This is a genomic window from Pseudomonas sp. AK106, assembly GCF_053903055.1.
Genome location: NZ_CP096426.1, coordinates 1,646,300 through 1,664,361, shown reverse-complemented (window position 1 = coordinate 1,664,361; position 18,062 = coordinate 1,646,300). Strand labels below are relative to the sequence as shown.

15 protein-coding genes, 4 tRNA genes and 1 pseudogene are annotated in these 18,062 nt (G+C 60.7%); 9 read left to right on the top strand and 11 right to left on the bottom strand.

All coding sequences use genetic code 11. The features are described 5' to 3' along the window. Nucleotides 1–11 precede the first annotated feature (11 nt). A complete protein-coding gene (locus M1E04_RS07620) occupies nt 12–917 on the bottom strand; it encodes a LysR family transcriptional regulator (protein WP_456292691.1) in 906 nt (301 codons plus the stop codon). 211 nt (nt 918–1,128) lie between these two features. On the opposite strand from M1E04_RS07620, the gene M1E04_RS07615 reads away from it, so the two are divergent. The 3 genes from M1E04_RS07615 to M1E04_RS07605 all read left to right on the top strand — a co-directional run bounded on the left by M1E04_RS07615 (nt 1,129) and on the right by M1E04_RS07605 (nt 4,642). After that, nucleotides 1,129–1,737, top strand: coding sequence for a cysteine dioxygenase (locus M1E04_RS07615; protein WP_456292690.1), 609 nt, complete (start codon nt 1,129–1,131; stop codon nt 1,735–1,737). Next, entirely contained in the window at nt 1,734–3,314 is a 1,581-nt protein-coding gene (locus tag M1E04_RS07610; RefSeq protein ID WP_456292689.1) for a rhodanese-related sulfurtransferase, read from the top strand. Before M1E04_RS07615 ends, M1E04_RS07610 begins: the two co-directional genes overlap by 4 nt. A gap of 305 nt (nt 3,315–3,619) precedes the next feature. After that, the gene (locus M1E04_RS07605) at nt 3,620–4,642 is read left to right on the top strand and encodes an ABC transporter substrate-binding protein (RefSeq protein ID WP_456292688.1); all 1,023 of its coding nucleotides are present in this window, start codon (nt 3,620–3,622) and stop codon (nt 4,640–4,642) included. 121 nt (nt 4,643–4,763) lie between these two features. Here the strand turns inward: M1E04_RS07605 and M1E04_RS07600 are convergent. From M1E04_RS07600 to M1E04_RS07585, 4 genes are all read right to left on the bottom strand, one after another. Continuing rightward, a tRNA-Gly gene (locus tag M1E04_RS07600) sits at nt 4,764–4,839 on the bottom strand. A gap of 3 nt (nt 4,840–4,842) precedes the next feature. Continuing rightward, nucleotides 4,843–4,918: transfer RNA gene (locus M1E04_RS07595), tRNA-Glu, on the bottom strand. A gap of 103 nt (nt 4,919–5,021) precedes the next feature. Beyond that, a tRNA-Gly gene (locus M1E04_RS07590) sits at nt 5,022–5,097 on the bottom strand. Nucleotides 5,098–5,099: 2 nt separating this feature from the next. Further along, nucleotides 5,100–5,175, bottom strand: a tRNA-Glu gene (locus M1E04_RS07585). Between the two features lie 264 nt (nt 5,176–5,439). Here M1E04_RS07585 and M1E04_RS07580 point away from each other — a divergent pair. Continuing rightward, nucleotides 5,440–6,213, top strand: coding sequence for a hypothetical protein (locus M1E04_RS07580; protein ID WP_456292687.1), 774 nt, complete (start codon nt 5,440–5,442; stop codon nt 6,211–6,213). A 48-nt stretch (nt 6,214–6,261) separates the two neighbouring features. Here the strand turns inward: M1E04_RS07580 and M1E04_RS07575 are convergent, their stop codons facing one another. After that, nucleotides 6,262–6,744 (bottom strand): GAF domain-containing protein, encoded by a 483-nt coding sequence (locus tag M1E04_RS07575; RefSeq protein WP_456292686.1) that lies wholly within the window; start codon nt 6,742–6,744, stop codon nt 6,262–6,264. Continuing rightward, on the bottom strand, nt 6,741–7,634 hold the full coding sequence (locus M1E04_RS07570; RefSeq protein ID WP_456292685.1) for an ATP-binding protein: 894 nt from the start codon (nt 7,632–7,634) through the stop codon (nt 6,741–6,743). Before M1E04_RS07570 ends, M1E04_RS07575 begins: the two co-directional genes overlap by 4 nt. A gap of 87 nt (nt 7,635–7,721) precedes the next feature. Between M1E04_RS07570 and M1E04_RS07565 the strand changes: the two genes are divergently transcribed. Continuing rightward, a complete protein-coding gene (locus M1E04_RS07565) occupies nt 7,722–10,040 on the top strand; it encodes a response regulator (protein ID WP_456292684.1) in 2,319 nt (772 codons plus the stop codon). Between the two features lie 12 nt (nt 10,041–10,052). On the opposite strand, the gene M1E04_RS07560 is transcribed toward M1E04_RS07565, so the two are convergent. Then, nucleotides 10,053–10,553, bottom strand: a complete 501-nt coding sequence (locus M1E04_RS07560) for a glutathione peroxidase (RefSeq protein ID WP_192133707.1) — start codon at nt 10,551–10,553, stop codon at nt 10,053–10,055. An 84-nt stretch (nt 10,554–10,637) separates the two neighbouring features. After that, complete coding sequence (msrB, locus tag M1E04_RS07555; protein ID WP_296310297.1) at nt 10,638–11,036, bottom strand: peptide-methionine (R)-S-oxide reductase MsrB; 399 nt, start codon at nt 11,034–11,036, stop codon at nt 10,638–10,640. A gap of 192 nt (nt 11,037–11,228) precedes the next feature. Between msrB and M1E04_RS07550 the strand changes: the two genes are divergently transcribed. Then, nucleotides 11,229–12,440, top strand: a complete 1,212-nt coding sequence (locus M1E04_RS07550; protein ID WP_456292683.1) for a pyridoxal phosphate-dependent aminotransferase — start codon at nt 11,229–11,231, stop codon at nt 12,438–12,440. 268 nt (nt 12,441–12,708) lie between these two features. Beyond that, complete coding sequence (htpX, locus tag M1E04_RS07545; protein ID WP_037011815.1) at nt 12,709–13,596, top strand: protease HtpX; 888 nt, start codon at nt 12,709–12,711, stop codon at nt 13,594–13,596. A 74-nt stretch (nt 13,597–13,670) separates the two neighbouring features. Here the strand turns inward: htpX and M1E04_RS07540 are convergent, their stop codons facing one another. Further along, nucleotides 13,671–14,327, bottom strand: a complete 657-nt coding sequence (locus tag M1E04_RS07540) for a thiopurine S-methyltransferase (protein ID WP_456292682.1) — start codon at nt 14,325–14,327, stop codon at nt 13,671–13,673. 105 nt (nt 14,328–14,432) lie between these two features. Here M1E04_RS07540 and M1E04_RS07535 point away from each other — a divergent pair, with 105 nt between their 5' ends. After that, entirely contained in the window at nt 14,433–15,200 is a 768-nt protein-coding gene (locus tag M1E04_RS07535) for a DODA-type extradiol aromatic ring-opening family dioxygenase (RefSeq protein ID WP_456292681.1), read from the top strand. A gap of 288 nt (nt 15,201–15,488) precedes the next feature. After that, nucleotides 15,489–15,605: pseudogene (locus tag M1E04_RS07530) on the top strand (dioxygenase); the annotation flags it as partial. 365 nt (nt 15,606–15,970) lie between these two features. Here M1E04_RS07530 and M1E04_RS07525 read toward each other — a convergent pair. Then, nucleotides 15,971–17,647, bottom strand: coding sequence for a DEAD/DEAH box helicase (locus tag M1E04_RS07525; protein WP_065993064.1), 1,677 nt, complete (start codon nt 17,645–17,647; stop codon nt 15,971–15,973). Nucleotides 17,648–18,062: the final 415 nt, after the last annotated feature.

The window sequence follows — 18,062 nt, the reverse complement described above, 5'->3', positions numbered from 1 at the left end:
CGTCACAGCCCTCAAGCCGCATCCCGCTCCTGCTCCAGGGCTTGCGCCACCACACTACCGAAGGACGCCACCGGCGCCTGCAAGTTGCCGAGGAAGCGCGGGTAGATCAGCCACAGATCCATCACCGGCTTGAAATCCTTGAGCGGCATGACCGCCAGTGAATCGCGATGAACGCTGCGCTCCAGCAATGGACGCGGCACAAGACCCAGGCCCATGCCGTCGGCGACCAGCCCCAGTTGCAGCTCGGTGCCAAAGGTTTCCAGATTGACCTTCAGGCTCAACCCCTGGTCAGCCAGGGTGCGTTGCAGCCCGGCACGGAAACCGCAGCCGTCGGGGTTGAGCACCCAGCCCAGCGCGTAGCAGTCGGCCAGTTTCACCGGCTTTTTCGGCAGCACGCTCTTGGCGCAGACCACCACCAGCTCCATCTTGCCGATGGACTCGCCAACGATGCCTTCGGGGAATATCTTGCCCGCAGGGAACAGCGCCGCCGCTGCGTCCAGTTCGCCGTTCTCGATTTTGCCAATCAGGTGGCTGCCCCAACCGGTAATCACTTGGGCGCGCAGGTCGGGAAATTGGCCGCGCAGGTGTTTCAGCGCATCCAGCAGCACGACGTCGCCGATGGTTTGCGGCACGCCCAGTCTGAGCAATCCGGTGGGCGGCGTGTCGCTGGCAACGAGTTCGCGTAACGAGTCCATTTCCCGCAGGATCGCCAGGCATTTCTGATAGACCTGATTGCCCATTGCCGTGGGCTTGAGCGGCTTGGTATTACGGTCGAACAACTCGACGCCCAGTGCCTGCTCGAAATTCTGCACCCGGCGCGTGATGGCCGGCTGGGTCAGGTCCAGGGATTCAGCGGCATGGCTGATTGACTGGCAGCGAATGACCGCCACGAAAGCATCAATGTCATCAATTTTCATTCGGATCGCACATGGAATAAGGGAAATAAGATAGGCAAAAATCATAATCGCCACAGAAGGCTGTGGATAGCCTCTGTTTAGCCACAGAACGGCCAGCAACCTGTGAGTCAGTTATCAGCTACGTTTTGGTTATAACCTAATCATCAATGAATCGCATATTAGGCGGCTTAATTATGCTTATATTAAGCATTCTTCTGTGTCCGGAGCCGACATGACCCACATCCGACACCCTGAACGACTCAGGGCGTTTATCGGCGCGCTGGCCGAGCTGATCGACAGCCATCCGGGGGAAGGAGACCTGCTTTCCCGGGGTGGCAAGCTGCTGGGGCAACTGGTCCGTTATGACGACTGGCTGCCGGAAGAGTTCGCCACTCCCGATCCGCTGCGCTATCAACAGTTTCTGTTGCACGCCGACTCACGGCAGCGGTTTTCGGTCGTCAGCTTTGTGTGGGGACCGGGCCAGAGCACGCCGATTCACGACCACCGCGTCTGGGGCTTGATCGGCATGCTGCGCGGCGCTGAGTATTCCCAGGGGTTCGCCCGCAGCGCCGATGGCCGACTGGAACAGGAAGGCCTGGCGATCCGCCTGGAGCCCGGCCATGTCGAGGCCTTGTCGCCGCGCAGCAACGACATTCATCAGGTCAGGAATGCCTTCGACGATCAGGTGTCGGTCAGCATTCATGTCTACGGTGCCAACATTGGCGCCGTGAAGCGCGCCGTTTACCAGCCCGATGGCAGCGAAAAACTGTTCATCTCGGGTTATTCCAACGCCTTGCTCCCGAACATCTGGGATCTGTCCGAAGAGAACCAAGCCCAATGAGCCATAACACCCGTTCCTGCGCCGAGATCCGCCGCGCCCTGCTCGCCCATGAAGAAGTCGCGCTGGTCGATGTCCGCGAAGAAGCCCCTTTCGCTGAAGCTCATCCGCTGTTCGCCGCCAACATCCCGTTGTCGAAGCTGGAGCTGGAAGTGCTCGCGCGCATCCCCCGTCGCGACACCGCCGTGACGGTGTACGACAACGGCGAGGGTCTGGCCGAACGCGCCTTACAGCGCTTTCTGGGCCTGGGTTACAGCGACGTCAAGCTGCTTGAAGGCGGATTGCAGGGCTGGCGCGACGCCGGCGGCGAGGTGTTCATTGACGTCAATGTGCCGAGCAAGGCGTTTGGCGAACTGGTGGAGCACCATCGCCACACGCCGTCGCTGGCCGCCGAAGAGGTCAAGCAGTTGCTCGACGCCAAGGCCGACGTGGTGGTGCTGGATGCACGGCGGTTCGATGAATACCAGACCATGAGCATTCCGACCGGCGTCAGTGTGCCCGGCGCCGAACTGGTGCTGCGGGCGCGTGAGCTGGCCCCCGATCCGAATACCCGAATTATCGTCAACTGCGCCGGCCGTACGCGCAGCATCATTGGCACGCAGTCGCTGGTGAATGCAGGCCTGCCCAACCCGATTTCCGCCCTGCGCAATGGCACGATTGGCTGGCTGTTGGCCGGCCAGACCCTGGACCATGGGAAATCCCTGCGCTTCCCGCCGGTCAGTGATGCAACCCGGGAAGTCGCTCGGGCGGATGCGCGCAACGTGGCGGACAAAGCGCAAGTGAAACGCGCCAGCCGCGGGGACTTGCCGATCTGGCAGGCCGAGACGACTCGCACGACGTACCTGTTCGATGTGCGCACGCCGGAGGAATTCGAAGCCGGCCACGTGCCCGGTGCCCGTTCGACGCCGGGGGGCCAGCTGGTGCAGGAGACTGACCATTACGCGAGCGTGCGCGGCGCACGAATCGTGTTGCTGGATGACGACGGCGTGCGCGCCAATATGTCTGCTTCGTGGCTGGCGCAATTGGGCTGGGAGGTGTTCGTGGTGGACGATCTGGTTCCTGAGGATTTCAGCGAAAAAGGCGCCTGGAACGCGCCGAATCCACCCGCGCCCCAGGTTGAGGAGATCAGCGCTGAAACGTTGCGTGAGTGGCGCGAGGACGGTGGCGTGGTGGTGCTGGATTTCACTGCCAGCGCCCACTACGTCAAGCAGCATATTCCGGGGGCCTGGTGGACGCTGCGAGCCGACCTTGCCAGCGCGCTGCAGAACATCCCTGCCGCCGAGCGTTACGTGCTGACCTGTGGTAGCAGCAAACTCGCGCGCCTGGCGGTGTCCGAGGTCGAAGCGCTGACCGGCAAGCCGGTGTTTGTGCTGAAGGACGGCACTGCGAGTTGGGTGGCGGCGGGTTTCCAGCTTGAGCACGACGAGAGCCATCTGGCGTCTCCGCGTATTGATCGCTATCGCCGGCCTTATGAAGGCACCGATGCGCCGCGTGAGGCGATGCAGGCGTATCTGGACTGGGAGTATGGACTGGTCGAGCAATTGAGCCGCGACGGGACCCACGGGTTTTATGTGATCTGAGCCACGCTGCATTCCCTCCCCTTGTAGGAGTGAGCTTGCTGACGAAAACGGCGTTCCAGTCGCTGAAAATTCAGCAAGCACGCCCGCCAACTCACGGGCAACCGCTCCTGCAAAAAACGCATTGCCTCAATATATCTATGCAATGTTTTTATAGTGTCAAGCTAGATAATCACAAACGTACATAATTAGCTTATAACCAAAAGATACTTCTATTCCATTTCTTATCGGCATATGGTCAATCCCCTTGCCGACCCCTTCTCCAGGCGGAGGCAGAGAATCCTTTTTCATGCCTGGAGAGACGCACCATGTCCGCCCCTTTCACTCCCCTGCTCCGCGCCCGACACGTGATACTCGGCGCACTACTCGCATTATCATTGACCCAGACCACACAGGCCGCCGAGCCACTCCAGCCGCTGCTCGTCGCCAACCAGAAGTCCGCGCTGAAGGTGCTGCTGGAGGTGTCCGGCGAGCTGAAGGACGTACCCTACGAGATCAAGTTTTCCGAATTCCCCTCGGCGTCGCCATTAGGTGAAGCCCTGAACGCGGGGGCCGTCGACGTCGGCGCGCTGGGCGACGCGCCGTATGTCTTTGCGCTGGGCGCCGGTGCGGCGTTGAAGGTCATCAGCATTACCCACGTCAGTGGGCGCTACACGACTGCGCTGATTGTGCGCAACGACTCGCCGGTCCATTCGGTTGCGGACCTCAAAGGCAAGCGCATCGTCACCGGTCGCGGCTCCATTGGTCATTACCTGGCGATCCGCGCGCTGAACGAAGCCGGCCTGAAGACCAGCGACGTGAACTTCGTTTACCTGTTACCCAGCGAGTCGCGGCTGATCCTCGACAACGGCGACGCTGACGCCTGGGCCACGTGGGCGCCCTACACCACCGTCGCCACGCAGAACGGCGCGCGGATCCTGCCCAACGGGCCGGACCTGCTGACCAACCATTCCTATCTCGCCGCCACCAGCAAGGCCATCGCCGACAAGCGCGTGCAACTGGACGATTTCGTGGTGCGCCTCGACCGCGCCTACCGCTGGGCCAACGCCCATCCGGCCGAATACGCCGCCGCCCAGACCAAGGTCACCGGCCTGCCGTTGGCCGTGCATCTGGCCGTCAACCAGGACACGAAAATGGAACGCGTGAGCATCGATGACGGCGTCATCAAGGGCTTGCAGAATACGGCGGACATCTACCAGCGCGAAGGCATCCTCAACAAACACGTCGACGTGTCCCATGGCTTCGACCCGGATTTCAATGCCATCCGCCTGGCCGCCGAGCCATCAGCCGAGCAAGCTGCCAGTCAGAACAATCCCCAAGCTGCGCGCTAAGGGAGCGGGCTAATTTGGAAGCCTGTGGAATGTGCAGAACAAAATCGATTTGAGGCGCGTGTGCGTTGTAAATCCCGCACACACAAAAACGCCGCTCTGTTGAGCGGCGCTTTTGAGAATTTGGAGCGGGAAACGAGACTCGAACTCGCGACCCCGACCTTGGCAAGGTCGTGCTCTACCAACTGAGCTATTCCCGCAAATGGCGTCCCCTAGGGGACTCGAACCCCTGTTACCGCCGTGAAAGGGCGGTGTCCTAGGCCACTAGACGAAGGGGACACAGCCTGGAAACACCATGGTGTTGTGTTCCAGTTCCAGAAACACATCCGAAGACGCTTCCTGGTTTCACTCAACTTCGCCCGAAAGCAAAGCTGCTTAAAAATGGAGCGGGAAACGAGACTCGAACTCGCGACCCCGACCTTGGCAAGGTCGTGCTCTACCAACTGAGCTATTCCCGCAATGGCGTCCCCTAGGGGACTCGAACCCCTGTTACCGCCGTGAAAGGGCGGTGTCCTAGGCCACTAGACGAAGGGGACACGCTACAACATTCACTCCCTGCTACGCTCTGCTGTGTGCTTTACGCTGCAAGTGGCGCGCATTCTATGGATGGATATAGGGGTCGTCAACCCCTCAGTGAAAATATATTCAAATCAATGACTTCGCCCTCTATTTAGGCAAAGGACGGCCGATACACACGTGTCAGCCGCCATGGGCAATATCAGGCGGAGTGACAGGACCACCTTCCCGCGATAGTGGATAGCCACTACACTCGCGCAAATTACTTGATTGAGGCTTGTGCGGTGACACCACTCTTTATCACCTTCTTGGTTGTAGCAGGCATCGTGCTCCTCATTGCGGTGGGCTATCTGAATCATGTCGCAGAAGGCAAAAAGGTCGAGCGCGCGCGCAGCATGGTCGAGCTCAACGACCGGCTACGCCGCTGCAGCGAGCTGTCCGAAACCTTCCCCGGTCAGTTGATGACGCCGCAGTTGAAGCTGCTGCTGGTTCGGCTGGAGCTGAACGTGGTCAAGCGCCTGCTCGCTCTGGAAAAAAGGAACAACCCGAATCTTCAGGAGCGCCAGTCTGAACTGGAAGCCCTGGTAGCGCAGGGCGACGCGATCACCGTCAGCAACCCGCCCAGCCCGATTCAAACCGAAGCCAAGGCCAAGGACGTGCGCTTTCTGCTGGAAGCCATGCACGGCCAGGTGACGCGAGCGGCCCACGACGGTTTCCTGCAAACGTCCGAAGCCAAGCAATGGATTCGCGAGATCCGCAACTTGCTGGTGCTGCTGCACATCGAGTTTTTCAACAACCTGGGCCAGCACGCGATGAGTCAGGAACAGCCCGGTCAGGCGCGTCTGGCCTTCGAGCGTGGCGTTCAGTACCTGAAAAACCAGCCTCAACCCGCGCCGTGGAAAAGCCACTTGCAGGCCATGGAGCGGCAATTGGCCAAGGCGAACTCCATGGTGCTGGACACCATTGCACCGACCGAAGACGACAACAACGAGCTGACCGAAGGGTTGCGCGTCGTGGACGCCGAGGCAGAGTGGAAAAAGAAAGCCATCTACGACTGATGGCTCGACACCGACGCACCGCGCCAAGCGGTGCGTCGGGGCTTCACATCAGCAATCGGTCGAATTCAAGAAAATCGCCGCCAGCCGTTCAATCCCCGCCTGATCTTCCTCGTTAAAGCGCCCGACACTCGGGCTGTCCAGATCCAGAACCCCGATCAGCTGTCCATCCTTCACCAGTGGCACGACCAATTCGCTATTGGAAGCGCTGTCGCAGGCGATGTGGCCGGGAAACTCATGGACATCGACCACGCGCTGGGTTTCGCGGCTTTCTGCCGCCGTACCGCACACGCCCCTGCCGAACGGAATGCGCACGCAGGCGATCTGGCCCTGAAACGGACCCAGCACCAGCTCTTCGTTGCGGTTGAGGTAGAAGCCTGCCCAGTTCAGGTCGTCGAGCTGGGTATAAAGGAAGGCCGAGAACTGCGCGGCGTTGGCGATGAAGTCGCGCTCATCCGCCAGCAAGGATTCCAGTTGTGCAGCGAGCAGGCGGTAGCCATCAAGGCCCTCCCCTGCGGAATTCAAATCGATCATGCGTCTTGCTCCAGCATTTTCAAACCAACCCAGTAACGGGCGAACTGATACGCGCAACGGCCGTTGCGGTTGCCACGGCCGGTTGCCCAGCGCACGGCGTGAATCTCGAGCGCTTCATCGCGCTGCCATTTCAGGCCGGCCCTGGTCGCCAGCTCGCCGATCCAGTGCTCCACCACATCCAGAAAATGCTCCTGAGTGAACGGATAGAACGACAGCCAAAGGCCGAAGCGGTCGGACAGCGCGATCTTGTCTTCGACGGCTTCACTCGGGTGAATCTCGCCGTCGTCACCGCGCTGCCAGTGAGCGTTGTCGCTCTCCTTCTCAGGCACCAAATGCCGGCGGTTGGAGGTGGCGTACAGCAGGACATTGTCAGGCGCCTGTTCCAGCGAGCCATCGAGCACGCTCTTGAGCACCCGGTAGTCGCCTTCGCCGGATTCGAACGACAGGTCGTCGCAGAACAATACGAAACGCTGGGGTGACTTCTGCAGTTGCTCGACCACGCGCGGCAGATCGCCCAAGTGGTCGCGCTCGATCTCGATCAGGCGCAGACCGGCCTTCGCGTGCTCGGCCAGCAACGCCCGGACCAGCGACGACTTGCCCGTCCCACGTGAACCCCAGAGCAGCGCGTGGTTGGCGGGCAGGCCGTCGATGAACTGCTGCGTATTGCGGCCCAGTTGCTCACGCTGGCGGTCAACGCCGATGAGGTCGGACAGGCGCATGTCCAGCGTGACGTCCAGTGGCATCAGGTAACCGCCGCGACCTTCGTGGACCCAGCGCGCGGCCAGGGTCGTTTCCCAGTCCACGGGCTGCCGAACGGCAGGCAAGAGAGGTTCGAGACGCGCCAGTACCGACTCGGCGCGCTCCAGAAATGCGTTCAATCGAGAATCCACGGTTTCTCCTTGATTTAACGGGTTAACGCGTGGCCGCGATCAGCTATGCTTGCCACGCGACGGACACGAGAAGTGACAGTGCCTTTTATGGATATAGCGATCACCCACCGGCTGTCATTCAAACAGGCCCGTTTGACTGTGCTGATCGGCTTTCTATTGGGCACGCTGCTCAGTCTGTCTCAAATTGCGCTCGATTATGCCAGCGAAGACGCGTCCATCGATCGTGAAATTCGCTCCCTGCTGCAAATCAGTCATAACCCCGCCTCGCGCATTGCCTACAACCTGGATGCAGAACTCGCCCAGGAACTGACCCTCGGCCTGCTGCACTCCCCGGCCGTGGTCGGCGCGCGGCTAACCGATAACAACAACGTTCAGCTCGCTGCGGTATCACGGCCGCTGGCGAAAAGCGCCTACCGCATGGTCAGTGATTTTCTGTTCGGCGGGAGTCGGCAGTTCGAAGACGTGCTGCACCTGGACCATATCCCCGATGAGTCCATCGGCACCTTGCACCTGGACGTCGATACGTTCGCTTTCGGCAACCATTTTCTGCAGCGCGCCGGCATCACTCTGGTCAACGGCTTCGTGCGCAGCCTGGTGCTGGCCGGCCTGCTGCTGGCGCTGTTCTATTTCACGTTGACCAAACCGCTGACGGGCATGATCCGTGCGCTGTCGGAACGTGATCCGCGCAGCCCCGTTCAACCTCCGGTGCCCTGCCCACCCGGCCACGAAGATGACGAAATCGGCGTGTTGGTGGCGGTCACCAATCGGCAGTTCGAGAGCGTTGCCAGTGAGTTTGCGCAGCGGCGGGAGGCCGAAAACCGGCTGACCGATCACCTCAACGAGCTGGAAGACATCGTCTCCGCGCGCACCCAGCAGCTCGAATCCAGCAATGCCCGGCTCAGCCAGTCAAACGAAGAACTGCAGATTGCGCGCAGCACGGCGCTGGACATGGCCCACGCGCGCTCGGCGTTTCTCGCCCACATGAGCCATGAAATCCGCACGCCGCTCAACGGCTTGCTGGGCATGCTGGCGTTGTCCCTCGATGGCCCGCTCAGCGCAGAACAGCGACAGCAGCTGTCCATTGCCCACGACTCGGGCAAGGTGCTGGTCGAACTGCTGAATGACATTCTCGACCTGTCGAAATTCGACGCCGGCCAGGTTGAGCTCGAGCGCATTCCGTTCGACCTGGCCGCCTTGATCGAAGACACCGCCAGCCTGCTGTCGCAAAACGCGGCGCCGAACGTCGAGCTGACCTGCCTGATCGACCCGCGCTTTCCGGCGTCCGTGCTGGGTGACCCGACGCGGGTGCGGCAGATCGTCAGCAACCTGCTCTCCAACGCGCTCAAGTTCACCCGCGCCGGGCGTGTGGATGTGCGGCTGGGTCAGTATGGCGACCGCGTGCGCATCGAGGTGTGCGACACCGGCATCGGCATCGCCCAGGACGCCCAGGCGAAGATCTTTCAGCCATTTACTCAGGCCGAAGCCGCGATCACCCGGCAGTACGGCGGCACCGGCTTGGGCCTGACCCTGACCCATAACCTGACCGATGCCATGAACGGGCAATTGAGTATCGAATCCGCCGTGGGCGTCGGCAGCCGCTTCCGTGTGGACCTGCCGCTGCCGGCGCACACGCCGGCGCTGAAATGGCCAATGCTCAAGGGCAAAGTGCTGGTGGCCAGTGACGCGGACAGCGGGTTGCTGGAAATGCTCAGCCGGCTGCTGCCGGAATGGGGCGTGACCTGTCAGCCGCTGGCGGACGGCGCGGCGCCCGATGCCGGTGCGGACTTGCTGATCAGCGATTGCCCGCAATGCCTGGTGGCCATCCGAGAAGCGTGCACGGTGCCGGTCTTGCTGGTGACGGCGTACGGCAACTTCATGCCCGGCGAGCAGGTGGCGGCCCTGGCGCCGCTGCAACAGCAGGCGCGGCCACTCTCGCGCACTGTGTTGCATCAAAGCCTGGCGCGCATTCTGGACGCCGACGGTCAGGCAGGTATCCGCCAGGAACAGGGCGACCCTTCACCCACCCATCGGGCGCGTATCCTGCTGGTGGAGGACAACCCGGTGAATCAGCTGGTGGCGAAAGGCATGCTCGGCAAGCTGGGCTGCGATGTGGTCGTCAGCAGCAATGGCGCTGAAGCCCTGCAGCAGCTTGAGCAGGATCACTTCGATCTGGTGCTGATGGACTGCAATATGCCGGTGATGAACGGCTATGACGCGACGCGACGAATCCGGGAGAACGAGCGCTGGTCGGGTCTGCCGATCATCGCGCTGACGGCCAACGCGATGCCGGAAGAGCGTGAACACTGCAAGGCCGCGGGCATGAGCGACTACCTGGCCAAGCCTTTTCGTCGCGAGGAATTGATGGCGTTGCTGGATCAGTGGATCCCGGTAGAACAGCCGCATTAAACGCTGCGCCGATCAGCCGGCCGCTTGCTCCTTCAACAGCGCTTCGATGTCAGCCTTGATGTCTTCCGGCTTGGTCAGTGGGGCGTAACGTTTGACCAGCTTGCCGTCGCGGCCTACCAGAAACTTGGTGAAATTCCACTTGATGCCTTCCGAACCGAGCAAGCCCGGCGCGCGCTTCTTGAGCTGCACGAACAGCGGATGGGCATGGCTGCCGTTGACGTCGATCTTCTTGAACAGCGGAAAACTCACCCCGTAGTTCAGTTCGCAAAAGTCGGAAATCGAGCCTTCGTTGCCCGGCTCCTGCTTGCCGAACTGGTTGCACGGAAAGCCCAGCACCACAAGTCCGCGATCCTTGTAGCCCTGCCACAATTCCTCAAGGCCCTTGTATTGCGGCGTGAAACCGCACTTGCTGGCGGTATTCACCACCAGTAGCGCCCTGCCGCCGAAGTCAGCCAGGGTCTTTTGTTCGCCCTTGATCGTTTGCACCGGAATGTTCAGCAATTCGTCGCTCATGGCGATGCCTCGATTGAGTAAACCGCAACGCTAGCGCGCCAATGTCTGGCGCGCTATCCCATTGTTACCGGTGATAGGCCTGCATCAGGCGTTGCGTGGCACCAGGTCCAGGCACACGGAGTTGATGCAGTACCGCAAACCGGTGGGCGGCGGACCATCCGGAAACACGTGGCCGAGGTGAGCGTCGCACTTGCTGCAGACCACTTCGGTGCGAATCATGCCATGACTGACGTCGCGCACTTCGACCACTGCGCTGCCTTCCAGCGGGGCGTAGAAGCTCGGCCAGCCGCAGCCCGAATCGAACTTGGTCTTGGAGTCGAACAGCGGCTCGTTGCAGCAGATGCAGTGGTAAACGCCGTCGGTCTTGGTCTCGTTGTATTTGCCGCTGAATGGACGCTCCGTGCCCTTCAGCCGGCAGACGTTGTACTGCTCGGGATCGAGCATTGCTTTCCATTCTTCAAGGGTTTTATCCAGCTTAGCCACGGGTTGACCTCCGTAAATGAAAAAGCCCGATCTGTGTCTTTTCCACGGATCGGGTGGCACGTATGATTGCGCCTTCGTTGGACGCCAGTCTGTCACCCGCGTTTCTCGCGTACAAACCCATTTTGATGGCGTCATGCTCAGCGGTCCGCGCTTCTTCTTACAGCGGGCCGTCTCTTTTCGGGACCAATCACCATGCAGTTCAGCAAATCGAACAAGCTCGCCAACGTCTGCTACGACATTCGCGGGCCGGTGCTCAAGCACGCCAAGCGCCTGGAAGAGGAAGGCCATCGCATCCTCAAGCTGAACATTGGCAACCCGGCGCCGTTTGGTTTCGAGGCGCCGGACGAAATTCTGCAGGACGTCATCCGCAACCTGCCCATGGCCCAGGGCTACAGCGATTCCAAGGGCCTGTTCAGCGCGCGCAAGGCGGTGATGCAGTACTACCAGCAGAAGCAGGTCGAAGGTGTCGGCATCGAAGACATCTATCTGGGCAACGGCGTCTCGGAACTGATCGTGATGTCGATGCAGGCCCTGCTCAACAACGGCGACGAAGTGCTGGTTCCTGCGCCGGACTACCCGCTGTGGACCGCCGCCGTTGCGCTGTCCGGCGGCAACCCGGTGCATTATCTGTGCGACGAGCAGGCCAACTGGTGGCCTGATCTGGAGGACATGAAGGCCAAGATCACGCCGAACACCAAAGCGATGGTGATCATCAACCCGAACAACCCGACCGGCGCCGTTTATTCCCGCGAAGTGTTGCTGGGGATGCTGGAGATTGCCCGTCAGCACAATCTGGTGGTCTTCTCCGACGAAATCTACGACAAGATTCTCTACGACGACGCCGTGCATATCTGCACCGCCTCGCTGGCACCGGACCTGCTGTGCCTGACCTTCAACGGGCTGTCGAAATCCTATCGCGTGGCGGGCTTCCGTTCGGGCTGGATCGCGATTTCCGGGCCCAAGCACAACGCGGTCAGCTATATCGAAGGCATCGACATCCTGGCAAACATGCGTCTGTGCGCCAACGTGCCGAGCCAGCACGCGATCCAGACCGCGCTGGGTGGTTATCAGAGCATCAATGACCTGATCCTGCCGCCGGGCCGTCTGCTGGAGCAGCGCAACCGGACCTGGGAATTGCTCAATGATATTCCGGGCGTGAGCTGCGTGAAGCCGATGGGCGCGCTGTATGCCTTCCCGCGCATCGACCCGAAAGTCTGCCCGATCCACAACGACGAGAAGTTCGCGCTGGACCTGCTGCTGTCGGAAAAGCTGCTGATCGTTCAGGGCACCGCGTTCAACTGGCCGTGGCCGGACCACTTCCGCGTAGTGACGCTGCCGCGTGTGGATGATCTGGAGCAGGCCATTGGCCGGATCTGCAACTTTTTAAAGACCTACAAGCAGTAACGCAGCGTGCTGCAAGCGCCGGCTTTTGGATGAACGCTGGTGATGATTGACGACGATGTTGTCTGACTCACCGGGTTCGCCCCCAAGCCGGCTGCTGTTGTTCCGGGGGCCAGTCGCACCGCCCTCACCCTGTTGCCGATGAGGCTTTTCGCCAGCGCGACAGCAAACGACACAGTTTGAAATGATCGCCCGGTTGAATACACCCCGACATCACCTTATATACCCCCGCAGTACGTTACATATTCTTCCCGAGGAGAAACTCTTAACCATGATGCGCATTTTGCTGTTTTTGGCCACTAACCTTGCGGTCGTGCTGATTGCCAGCATCACCCTGAGCCTTTTTGGCTTCAACGGGTTCATGGCGGCCAACGGGGTTGATCTGAACCTCAATCAGCTGCTGATCTTCTGCGCTGTGTTCGGTTTCGCCGGTTCGCTGTTCTCGCTGTTCATCTCCAAGTGGATGGCGAAGATGAGCACAGGCACCGAGATCATCACCCAACCCCGCACCCGCCATGAGCAATGGCTGCTGCAGACCGTGGAACAACTGTCCCGCGATGCAGGCATCAAGATGCCGGAAGTGGGTATTTTCCCTGCCTACGAGGCCAATGCCTTTGCCACCGGCTGGAACAAGAACGACGCGCTGGTCGCGGTCAGCCAGGGACTGCTGGAGCGTTTTTCCCCCGATGAAGTGAAAGCAGTGCTGGCTCACGAGATCGGTCACGTTGCCAACGGCGACATGGTGACGCTGGCGCTGGTCCAGGGCGTGGTCAACACCTTCGTCATGTTCTTCGCCCGAATCATCGGCAACTTCGTCGACAAGGTGATCTTCAAGAACGAAGAAGGCCGTGGCATCGCGTTCTACATCGCGACCATCTTCGCTGAAATCGTGCTGGGCTTCCTCGCCAGCGCCATCGTCATGTGGTTCTCGCGCAAGCGTGAATACCGCGCCGACGACGCCGGTGCCCGCCTGGCCGGTACGGGCGCGATGATCAGCGCTCTGCAGCGTCTGCGTTCGGAACAGGGCGTTCCGGTGCAAATGCCCGAAAGCATGACGGCGTTCGGTATCAACGGTGGTTTGAAGCACGGCCTGGCCGGGCTGTTCATGAGCCACCCGCCGCTGGAAGAGCGCATCGAGGCGCTTCGTCGCCGCGGTTGATTGTGTAGAGGCTGCATCCAGAAAGGGCGACGTGAAGTCGCCCTTTTCTTTTGTGCTGGTTTCTTTGCGCTGCGCTATCGGCGATACAGTCGATACGCATATTCCATCAGGGACGTTGCCCCCGCCTGCTTGAACTTCAAGCCCTGCTCCAGCACGTCCAGATCCGCGACGCGTTTGACCCGCCAGTTCGGGGAGAGCAACTGCAGCACCTCGTCCTCATCCACCGAGAACGGCGGGCCGGCAATCAACGACTGATCGTAATCCAGCGTCACCAGCAAGCCGCAGGCATCGTTCGACAACAGATGATTGAGCTGTTTGACGTAACGCCAGCGCAGGTCCGGCGGCAGCGCGATCAGGGCGGCTCGGTCGTAGAATGCGGTGCAGTCGCCAACGTCTTCCGGCGTGAGGGCAAAGAAGTCGCCGCACCAGATCTCGCAGCCCTCCCCACGATAGACCTTGAGCGCGCCACGCTCTTCAATCGCGGGCTGCCAGCCGTTCTCGCTGAAGAAGCCGGCCACTGCTATCTCAGACAATTCCGCGCCCACCACGTGAAAACCCTGGTTGAGCAGCCAGACCATGTCGATGCTTTTGCCGCACAACGGTACCAGCACGCGCTCCCCTGGCGTGGCGGTGAGCTCTGGCCACAGGCGCAACAGGTGCGGATTCACAGACGCTTGATTGAAACCGATCTGATTGATCGCCCAGCGCTCATGCCAAAAACGCGGCTCCATAGACACTCCTGATATCCCGATCAAAACGGACGAAAACTTATATTAGATTTAGATGGATGCACTGCCCGATGATGCCACTCACCTTATACGCTCAGGACACTGCAAATGCTGCCTAGCCTGTTCATTTCCCACGGCTCGCCCATGCTTGCCCTCGAACCGGGCGAGAGCGGGCCGGCGCTCGCGCGTCTGGCCGCCTCCCTGTCGCGCCCCAAGGCCATCGTGATGGTCTCGGCGCACTGGGAAAGCAACGAGCTGCTGGTCAACGGCAATCCGCAGCCGGAGACCTGGCATGACTTCGGTGGCTTCCCCCCTGCACTCTTCGCCGTGCAGTACCCGGCGTCCGGCATGCCGGAGCTGACGCAGCGCGTGCTGGAGCTGCTGGCAGAGGCTGACCTGCCGGCGCGCATGAACACCGAGCGACCGTTCGACCATGGGGTTTGGGTGCCATTGTCGTTGATGTACCCGCGGGCGGACATTCCCATCGTGCAGGTTTCACTGCCCACGCGGATGGGCCCTGCCCTGCAGACACGCGTCGGGCAGGCGCTGAATCGGCTGCGTGAGGAAAACGTTCTGCTGATCGGCTCTGGCAGCATCACCCATAATTTGCGCGAGCTGGACTGGCAGGCGGGACCTGAGAGCATCACGCCCTGGGCCCTCGCATTCCGCGACTGGATGGTGGAAAAGCTCGAGGCGGACGACCTGGAAGCGCTGCACGACTATCGAAATCAGGCACCCAACGCCGCGCGCAACCACCCGACCGATGAACACCTGCTGCCGCTGTATTTTGCGCGGGCGGCGGGCGGGGAATTCAGCATCGAGCACCAGGGTTTCACCATGGGTGCGTTGGGGATGGACATCTATCGGTTTGGTTGAGGGGGCTGGTTTTGTCCCCGTGGAGCGGCTTCAGCCGGGAAGCGCACTTATAGGGGACCACTTATAGGGGACTGATTTATTTACAGCGCTTCATCGTAAATTAATCTGTCCCCGGTCAGTTGTGTGGCAACCGACGCCTTCCCGGCTGAAGCCGGTCCTACCCAACCAAAACCCACTCGGCCTGGTGCCTCCCCCCTCCGTCTATGGGATCGGCGCCAGAGACAAAACGGGGACAGATTAATTTACGGTGAAGCGTTGTAAATAAATCAGTCCCCTTCAAATACTGCGACCGATGAACACCTGCTGCCGCTGTATTTCGCGCGGGCGGCGGGCGGACAGTTCAGCATTGAGCATCAGGGCTTCACCATGGGTGCGTTGGGGATGGACATCTATCGGTTTGGTTGAGGGGGCTGGTTTTGTTCCCGTGGAGCGGCTTCAGCCGGGAAGCGCACTTATAGGGGACTGATTTATTTACAGCGCTTCATCGTAAATTAATCTGTCCCCGGTCAGTTGCGTGGCAACCGACGCCTTCCCGGCTGAAGCCGGTCCTACCCAACCAAAACCCACTCGGCCTCGTGCCTCCCCCCCTCCGTCTATGGGATCGGCGCCAGAGACAAAACGGGGACAGATTAATTTACAGTGAACCGTTGTAAATAAATCAGTCCCCTTCAAATAGTCATCCAAACGCAGTACTAGCCTCCAAATCCCACGCAAAAAAATCCCCGAACCAGTCGGGGATTTTTTATTCAGACGATCAGCTCAAGAGCAGATCAGTCCTCACGATAGCGACGCAGCTTCAACTGCTTGCCGGCAACGCGTGTGTCTTTCAGCTTGGCCAGCAGGCGCTCGAGACCGTCTTCCGGCAGTTCGACGAGGCTGAAGCTGTCACGCACCTGGATGCGACCGATTGCTTCACGAGCCAGACCACCTTCGTTGAGGATGGCGCCCAACAGGTTTTTCGCAGCGATGCCGTCACGGGCACCCAGCGCGGTACGGCAGCGAGCACGGCCTTCGGCCAACGGCACCGGGGCACGACGTTCGCGGTCGCCACGATCAGGACGGTCGCCAGCTGGACGCTCCGGACGATCACCACGTGGCGCGTTGTTCGGCACCAGTGGGCGTTCTTTCTCGATCGCGCCAAGGGTCAGCGCCTGACCGTTGGTGGCCTTGCGCAGCAGAGCAGCGGCCAGGGCACGCGGGGTGCAACCGATGTCGGCAGTCAGGCGGTCCAGCAGTTCGCCATGGCTTGCTTCGGCATCAGCGACCAGCGGCGACAGGCTGTTGGTCAGTTTCTTGATGCGGGCATCGAGAACGGCCTGGGAGTCCGGCAGGCGGACTTCGGCGATTTTCTGACCGGTCATGCGCTCGATCACTTGCAGCATGCGACGCTCACGCGGGGTGACCAGCAACAGGGCGCGACCTTCGCGACCGGCACGGCCAGTACGGCCGATACGGTGAACGTAGGCTTCCGGGTCGTACGGCATATCAACGTTGAACACGTGAGTGATGCGCGGAACGTCCAGACCACGGGCAGCAACGTCAGTCGCAACAACGATGTCCAGACGGCCATCCTTGAGGGAGTCGATGACGCGTTCACGCTGGTTCTGGGCGATGTCGCCGTTCAGCGCAGCAGCCTTGTAGCCTTTGGCTTCAAGGGCGCTGGCCAGATCCAGAGTGGCCTGTTTGGTGCGCACGAACATGATCAGGGCGTCGAAATCTTCGACTTCCAGCAGGCTCAGTACGGCAGAGGTCTTCTGGTCAGCGTGAACCAGCAGGTGAGCCTGCTCGATCGCGGTAACGGTCTGGGTCTTGCTCTGGATCTTGACGTGCTTCGGGTCTTTCAGGTGACGCTCGGCGATCGCGCGGATCGACTGCGGCAGGGTCGCCGAGAACAGCACGGTCTGACGGGTTTCAGGCATGGCCTTGAAGATGACTTCGAGGTCATCCATGAAGCCCAGCTTGAGCATTTCGTCGGCTTCGTCGAGAACCAGGTGGTTAACGGTGGCCAGGACTTTCTCGTCACGACGCAGGTGGTCACACAGACGACCCGGGGTGGCGACGACAATCTGAGCGCCGTTGCGAATGGCTTTCAGCTGTGGGCCCATCGGCGCGCCGCCGTAGACAGCCACAACGGTCACGCCCGGCATTTGCTTGGCGTAGGTTTCGAACGCGGTGGCCACTTGCAGGGCCAGCTCACGAGTCGGCGCGAGGATCAGCGCTTGCGGCTCGCGTTTCGCCGGGTCGATCAGGCTCAGGATGGGCAGAGCGAAGGCGGCGGTTTTACCGGTACCTGTCTGCGCCTGGCCGATCATGTCGTGACCGGCGAGGATGATTGGAATCGATTGCTGCTGGATGGCCGAAGGCTCTTCGTAGCCGGTGGCTACTACAGCTGCAACAATTGTCGGGTGAAGGTTGAGAGCGGCGAAGCCGCCGGTTTCCTGGGTCATGGGTCTGCCTCTGAGTGCATCCGCAAAGACCCATGCTTCAAAGCTGCGCGTGCCGTGTAAGACCCTAGAGTCACCCTGGCTGCTTTGTCGGCGGGGATTTGCGAAAACGTATTGATGAATGGATCGTCATGGGTGGTTCGTGACCGAACCGGTTCGAGAAGATGGCTTCGCGAACCCATACCGTGACGAGGGCCCTATGAAAGGCCGGCGCGCACTATACCGGAAATGCTGAAATAAGTGAGGATTTTTTTCGCGAATCAGCCCCTTGCGGCCAACTGTCACAGGCTTTGCGCAAAGCTGCGTCAGTGTCTACTTTTCATGTGCCCGGTATCGGTAGCGGGCAGAGCTTAAACGATTCACCCAGACAGTGCGACACCCCACCCTCCCTTTCTCCTCATCTGCAGGAAACAGCGAC